This is a genomic window from Ehrlichia minasensis (assembly GCF_004181775.1).
GTDB lineage: Bacteria > Pseudomonadota > Alphaproteobacteria > Rickettsiales > Anaplasmataceae > Ehrlichia > Ehrlichia minasensis.
Map to the genome: position 1 here is coordinate 21,807 of NZ_QOHL01000018.1, position 6,000 is coordinate 27,806.

General features: G+C 29.2%; 5 protein-coding genes. 3 read left to right on the forward strand and 2 right to left on the reverse strand.

What is annotated here, in order from left to right:
• Positions 1–840: 840 nt before the first annotated feature.
• Positions 841–1,635, forward strand: a complete 795-nt coding sequence (locus DRF75_RS03795; protein ID WP_045171272.1) for a phosphoribosylformylglycinamidine synthase subunit PurQ — start codon at positions 841–843, stop codon at positions 1,633–1,635.
• A 410-nt stretch (positions 1,636–2,045) separates the two neighbouring features.
• Here the strand turns inward: DRF75_RS03795 and DRF75_RS03800 are convergent, their stop codons facing one another.
• Positions 2,046–2,300 (reverse strand): JAB domain-containing protein, encoded by a 255-nt coding sequence (locus tag DRF75_RS03800; RefSeq protein ID WP_129992676.1) that lies wholly within the window; start codon positions 2,298–2,300, stop codon positions 2,046–2,048.
• 32 nt (positions 2,301–2,332) lie between these two features.
• Positions 2,333–3,025: a RadC family protein gene (gene radC / locus DRF75_RS03805; protein ID WP_129992677.1), complete on the reverse strand. Its 693-nt coding sequence runs from the start codon at positions 3,023–3,025 to the stop codon at positions 2,333–2,335.
• A 268-nt stretch (positions 3,026–3,293) separates the two neighbouring features.
• Between radC and DRF75_RS03810 the strand changes: the two genes are divergently transcribed.
• Together DRF75_RS03810 and groL are read left to right on the forward strand one after the other, a co-directional pair.
• A complete protein-coding gene (locus tag DRF75_RS03810; protein ID WP_045171271.1) occupies positions 3,294–3,578 on the forward strand; it encodes a co-chaperone GroES in 285 nt (94 codons plus the stop codon).
• Between the two features lie 95 nt (positions 3,579–3,673).
• Positions 3,674–5,329 carry a chaperonin GroEL gene (gene groL, locus DRF75_RS03815; protein ID WP_045171270.1) on the forward strand — a complete coding sequence of 552 codons (1,656 nt, stop codon included), beginning with the start codon at positions 3,674–3,676 and terminating at the stop codon, positions 5,327–5,329.
• Positions 5,330–6,000: the final 671 nt, after the last annotated feature.

A 6,000-nucleotide genomic window follows, 5' to 3' on the forward strand; every position in this document is an offset into this window, starting at 1 on the left:
TAAATAGTACAATACATTAAATAAATAAGGTTAATAGTATTGTTAAAATTGTCAATAAAGTTGCATTCTAGTTAGTGTTTATCTAGTTATCAATTAATTGAAGATTTTATTAAGCAACTGTGTATTAAAAAGTATGATCATAATGTTGTTTAAATTAATTTAAATGAAGTTCTACTTTGACTTAGTTTTCTAACGTGCAATTAGGATGAACAGATTTTTATACCTAATGCTGTTGTTGAATAATGTAGAGCTTAATTATGTTCAGATAAGTATCTATCGGATATAAGGTATGTCATTTGGTGTTTTTTATATGTGTTAGCTACTTATTTTTTAAGTGATTGAAGAATGTGGTTAAGTTGTGTTCTAACTTTAATTTTCTATTATGCATGAGCGTGAGAGTTTTTTGTTGCTAAGTGTATAATATAGATCCATTGGTGGTTTAGTGTAATGCTTATGTTATAACTTAACATGATGTTGTAAAATTTTGAAGTATAGGTTGTACAAATACATTTTGTATATTATTTTATGAATGAGTTTAAAGAATATAGTTAAGTTGTATTTTATTTAATTTTCTAATAAGGACTAGCAGATTTTTTCCTGATTAATAATATGGTAGTATCATTCAATGGTTTATGTAATGATATTTGATTACATTAATTTTCAGGTATGATTGTATATCTATGGTTATAATAATCATTTACATGTGATGTATTGTTTTTGTTTAGATATGAGATGAGTTATATATAGTTTTTATAGAGTTCTTAGCTTCATTTTTGATAAATGAAGTTTAAGTGTTTACTTTTTATGTTAAGCTAAAGATTTATATATTTTTGTACAGAAATGAAAGTAGTTGTATTATCTGGGTATGGTTTAAATTGTGAAGAGGAAACTCTGTTTGCTTTTGTTAAAGCTGGAGAGTTGTTGTCATGTAATGTACAAGGGAAAATAGTACATATTAATGATATGATATTAAATCCTAAGTTATTAGTGGATTATAATGTACTTGTAATTCCTGGTGGTTTTTCATATGGGGATGATACTGGTGCTGGTAATGCTTTTGCATTGAGGGTATTCAATAATTTAAAAGAAGAAATTTCAGAATTTCTGATTGGTGATAAGTTAGTAATAGGTATATGCAATGGGTGTCAAATATTAATGAGATTAATATCAGATTTCTCTAATATAACTCTTTTAAATAATACTGTTCAACAATATCAGTGTAGATGGGTAAAGGTAAAAGTAGATCCATTAAATAACTCAGCGTGGTTAAAAGGGTTGGATGAATTATATATTCCAGTTGCACATGGAGAAGGTAGGTTTTTTGTTGAAAATGATGCTATAATTACAACTATTAAAAATAATATTGCAATGAGGTATATTACGAATATAGGTGATTATGCAGATCAAGAATTCCCTTATAATCCAAATGGATCAGTTGATGACATTGCTGCACTTTCTGATAATAGTGGTAAAGTATTAGTTATGATGCCACATCCTGAGAGAGCAATGTTTTTTACACAACAAGATAATTGGACACAAATTAAAGAACAATGTTTAAGAGCTAATATTGCTTATCCTACTTATGGAGATGGCATGAAAGTTTTTTGTAATGCTGTGGAATATTTTTGTAAGTGATAAGATATGTAATATTAAAGAGAGTTGAAATTATTGAGTTTAAATTAAGTTTGTGAAATGTATTATTGATAAAGTTGTGATGTTAAATACAATGTCCAACTATAAACTCACTTTGTAAATTCTGTTACTGTGTGAAAGTTTATAAATTGGTGTATAGATTTTTGATTGTGAAGGTCGGAGATATAGGATGATAAGGGTTATGTATATGATTCTAAATTTATGGATGATTGAATTGTATTTTTGAAATTAGGGTTATAGGCCTCTTTAGTATACTTTGTAGAAATTAGAATCATGGTTATAAGACTATACTAGTTATTAAAATGATAATTAATCCAATTTTAAAGTTTAGAATATGTAGCAATGGTAAAGTGATAGAATGATCTGTTTTGGAATGCATTGAAATATGTTTTTTAAATTAACATGAGTTTTCTTAGTATTTTTTGTAAAGTTATAATAGATTGTGATTGTAGTTCTGTAGTTGTTGTTAGATCTAATAATAATATTTTTGAAATAGGAGTTGTGAGTCTCATTAGTATGCTTTTGTGAGTTAAAACTGTCATGGTCATTGGATGTAAAATGACATGGTCTATTAATGTTATACCAATGTTATTACATGCTATAACAAGTTGATATGTAATTTCAGTATCTCTTCTAGAGTCTATCATCTCTGCTTGTGTGATTTTAGGTAATGTAAAATTTATAATAAGTCATGAGTCTTGAAACTATAATGGTCATTGGATGTAACAATGACATGGTCTATTAATGTTATACCAATGTTATTACATGCTATAACAAGTTGATTAGTAATTTCAATATCTGCTTTGGAGGGTCTAGCATCTCCACTTGGATGATTGTGTGCAATAATGATAGATGTGGCTCCTAAATATAAAGATTTCTTTATTACCTCTCTTATATATAAAGGAGTTTGATTAACGGTGCCTACATCCTGGGTTTCATCTGCTAGAAGTTTATATTTTGTATTTAGGTATAATATGTGAAAATTTTCTATATTGCTATTACCTATTTTTATTCTAAGGTATTCTATTAATTTTTGCCATTGATTGATAATTATTCCGTGATCAATGTCTTCACGTAAAATTCTATTTAGTGCTTCTCTAATACAAAAAATTGCTGATACTGAAGCTTCTCCTATACCATGTACTTCTGTTAATTGATTAAAATCTGCAAAAAATACTTTTGAAAAACTACCAAAATGTTTGATTAATCTTTTTGCAATGGGTTTTACATCTTTTCTTAGGTGCGAGGAACATAATATTAATTCTAGAATTTCATAATCTAAGAGCCCTTTATTACCTCCAGATAATAATTTTTGCCTCAGTCTTTTTCTGTGTCCAATCTGTTGTTTTTTATGTTCATCATTTGTATTCATGAACTTATTCAAAAAGTTAATAATTTAAATATCATGATGTTTTAAGGATCAAGTCAATTAATTTTTTGTGTATTATACAAGTGCTGCAGGATTGGTATTATGACATTATTACTAATGGTGATATTAAGTTCTAAGCTTGTAAAAATTTGTATAGCCTATATTATAAAATTATTGGTTGATACTTGAAATTAGATTTCTTGATATTATATATGATCTTAGCCAGTAGTATCTAAGTACTAGTGATAATTTATTTTTACAGAGGTAGTGTATGAATCTAAGTATGTTACATGATAATGTTTTGATTGAAGCCTTGGAGGAGAGTAATAATAATTCTCCTATACAGCTTCCTGATTCAGCAAAAAAAAAACCTACTAAAGGTAAAGTTGTAGCTGTTGGCCCAGGTGTGCACAATAGTAATGGCAACATTCTGCCTATGACTATAAAAGTAGGTGAAGTAGTTTTTTACCGCCAGTGGGCTGGCAATGAAATTGAATTTAATGATAAAAAATACATAGTTATGAAAGAAAGTGATATAATTGCGAAAGAAGCATAACAAATATATCAATTTGGAATCATGCTATATATTTTTGTAGTAGCCTAATTGTAAGTAGTTTTAGTTAATTTTTTATTAAACGGAGATTAAATGACATGGCAAATGTAGTTGTAACGGGTGAACAGCTTGATAAAGCTATTAGAGAAGTTGTTCATATTTTAGAAGATGCTGTAGGGTGTACAGCTGGACCTAAAGGGCTTACTGTAGCTATTAGTAAACCTTATGGTGCTCCAGAAATTACAAAAGATGGATATAAAGTTATTAAAAGTATAAAGCCAGAGGATCCATTGGCTCTTGCTATTGCTAATATAATTGCTCAGAGTGCTTCTCAGTGTAACGATAAAGTTGGTGATGGAACAACTACATGTTCTATTTTAACTGCGAAAGTTATAGAAGAAGTTTCGAAAGCTAAAGCTGCTGGATCAGATATTGTATGCATTAAGGATGGTGTACTTAAAGCTAAAGAAGCTGTTCTAGATGCATTAATGTCTATGAAACGGGAAGTGTTGTCTGAGGAAGAAATTGCTCAAGTTGCTACTATTTCCGCTAATGGTGATAAGAACATAGGTGTTAAAATTGCACAATGTGTTCAAGAAGTTGGTAAAGATGGTGTTATTACAGTTGAAGAAAGTAAAGGGTTTAAAGAATTAGATGTTGAAAAAACTGATGGTATGCAGTTTGACCGTGGATACCTTTCTCCTTATTTTGTAACTAACTCGGAAAAGATGTTAGTTGAATTTGAAAATCCTTATATTTTACTAACAGAGAAAAAGCTTAATATAATACAACCTATATTGCCAATTCTAGAAAATGTTGCTAGATCTGGAAGACCTCTTTTAATTATTGCAGAAGATGTAGAAGGTGAAGCACTTAGCACTCTTGTTTTAAATAAATTGCGTGGTGGATTACATGTAGCAGCAGTGAAGGCTCCAGGATTTGGTGATAGAAGAAAAGATATGTTAGGCGATATTGCTATATTAACAGGTGCTAAACATGTAATAAGCGATGACCTTGCAATAAAGATGGAAGATTTAACTTTAGCTGAATTGGGTACTGCTAAGAATATACGTATTACAAAAGATACTACTACTATTATTGGTAGTGTAGATAATAGTTCTGATAATGTGCAAAGTAGAATTAATCAAATTAAAATGCAAATTGAATCTTCTACTTCAGATTATGATAAAGAAAAGTTAAGAGAACGTTTAGCTAAACTTTCTGGTGGTGTTGCTGTATTAAAAGTAGGTGGGTCTAGTGAAGTTGAAGTTAAAGAACGTAAAGATCGTGTTGAAGATGCTTTACATGCAACTAGAGCTGCTGTTGAGGAAGGTGTTGTACCAGGAGGTGGTGCTGCATTGTTATATACATTATCAGTACTTGAAAACCTAAAAAGCAAAAATGATGACGAACAATTAGGTATTAATATTATAAAACGTGCTTTACAAGCTCCTATTAAACGCATTATTAAAAACTCTGGGTCAGAAAATGCACCATGTGTTATTGCTCATTTATTGAAACAAAATGATAAGGAACTTATCTTCAATGTTGATACGATGAATTTTGCAAATGCGTTTACTTCTGGTGTTATTGATCCACTTAAAGTAGTTCGTATAGCATTTGATTTTGCTGTGTCTCTTGCAGCAGTATTTATGACTCTGAATGCTATCGTAGTAGATGTACCATCTAAGGATGATGCTAGTGCTGCTGGTGGTGCAGGTATGGGCGGCATGGGAGGTATGGGAGGATTCTAGATATGTAATTCTCTTGTATTTATTTAATTAAGGGTGGGGGGTAAGTTTAATACTTTGCCCCTACTGTTTAATTGGTTTATATTTTTTTGGTTATATTAAATCTAACAATACTTCTATAAATTGTGTATATTGGTTGTGTAATTGTTACATTTAATGTATGAAGCTGCTAATATTTTTAAAGTAGATAATTGTATTCATGTAATTTATATAGTTATTTTGTAGAAGATAATCGTTAATTAATATACGTTGTCGTTTTTATTATGAGTACATTGAGATCATATATGTAGAATATTTTAATGCCTAGTTCTGTTATCTAAAACATGTGGGATTAGCTATCACAGTTTTTAAAGGGATGTGTATATATATAGTTGTTTTATAGAAAATCATCATTAATTAAGAACATTGTCATTTTATTGTGAGTGTATTGAAATCTCATATCCTAGTTCTAATTATTTTGTAAATGTATAAAATTTTCTATTACAGTTTTTTCAATAGGTTGTTGTATGTATGAGGTTATTGTGTAAAAAATCAACGTTACAAGTGTGTAATACATTGTAATGCATATTATGAATACATTGAAGTCTTATATACAAAATATTTTAATGCCTAGTTCTGTTATCTAAAACATGTGGGATTAGCTATCACAGTTTTTAAAGGGATGTGTATATATA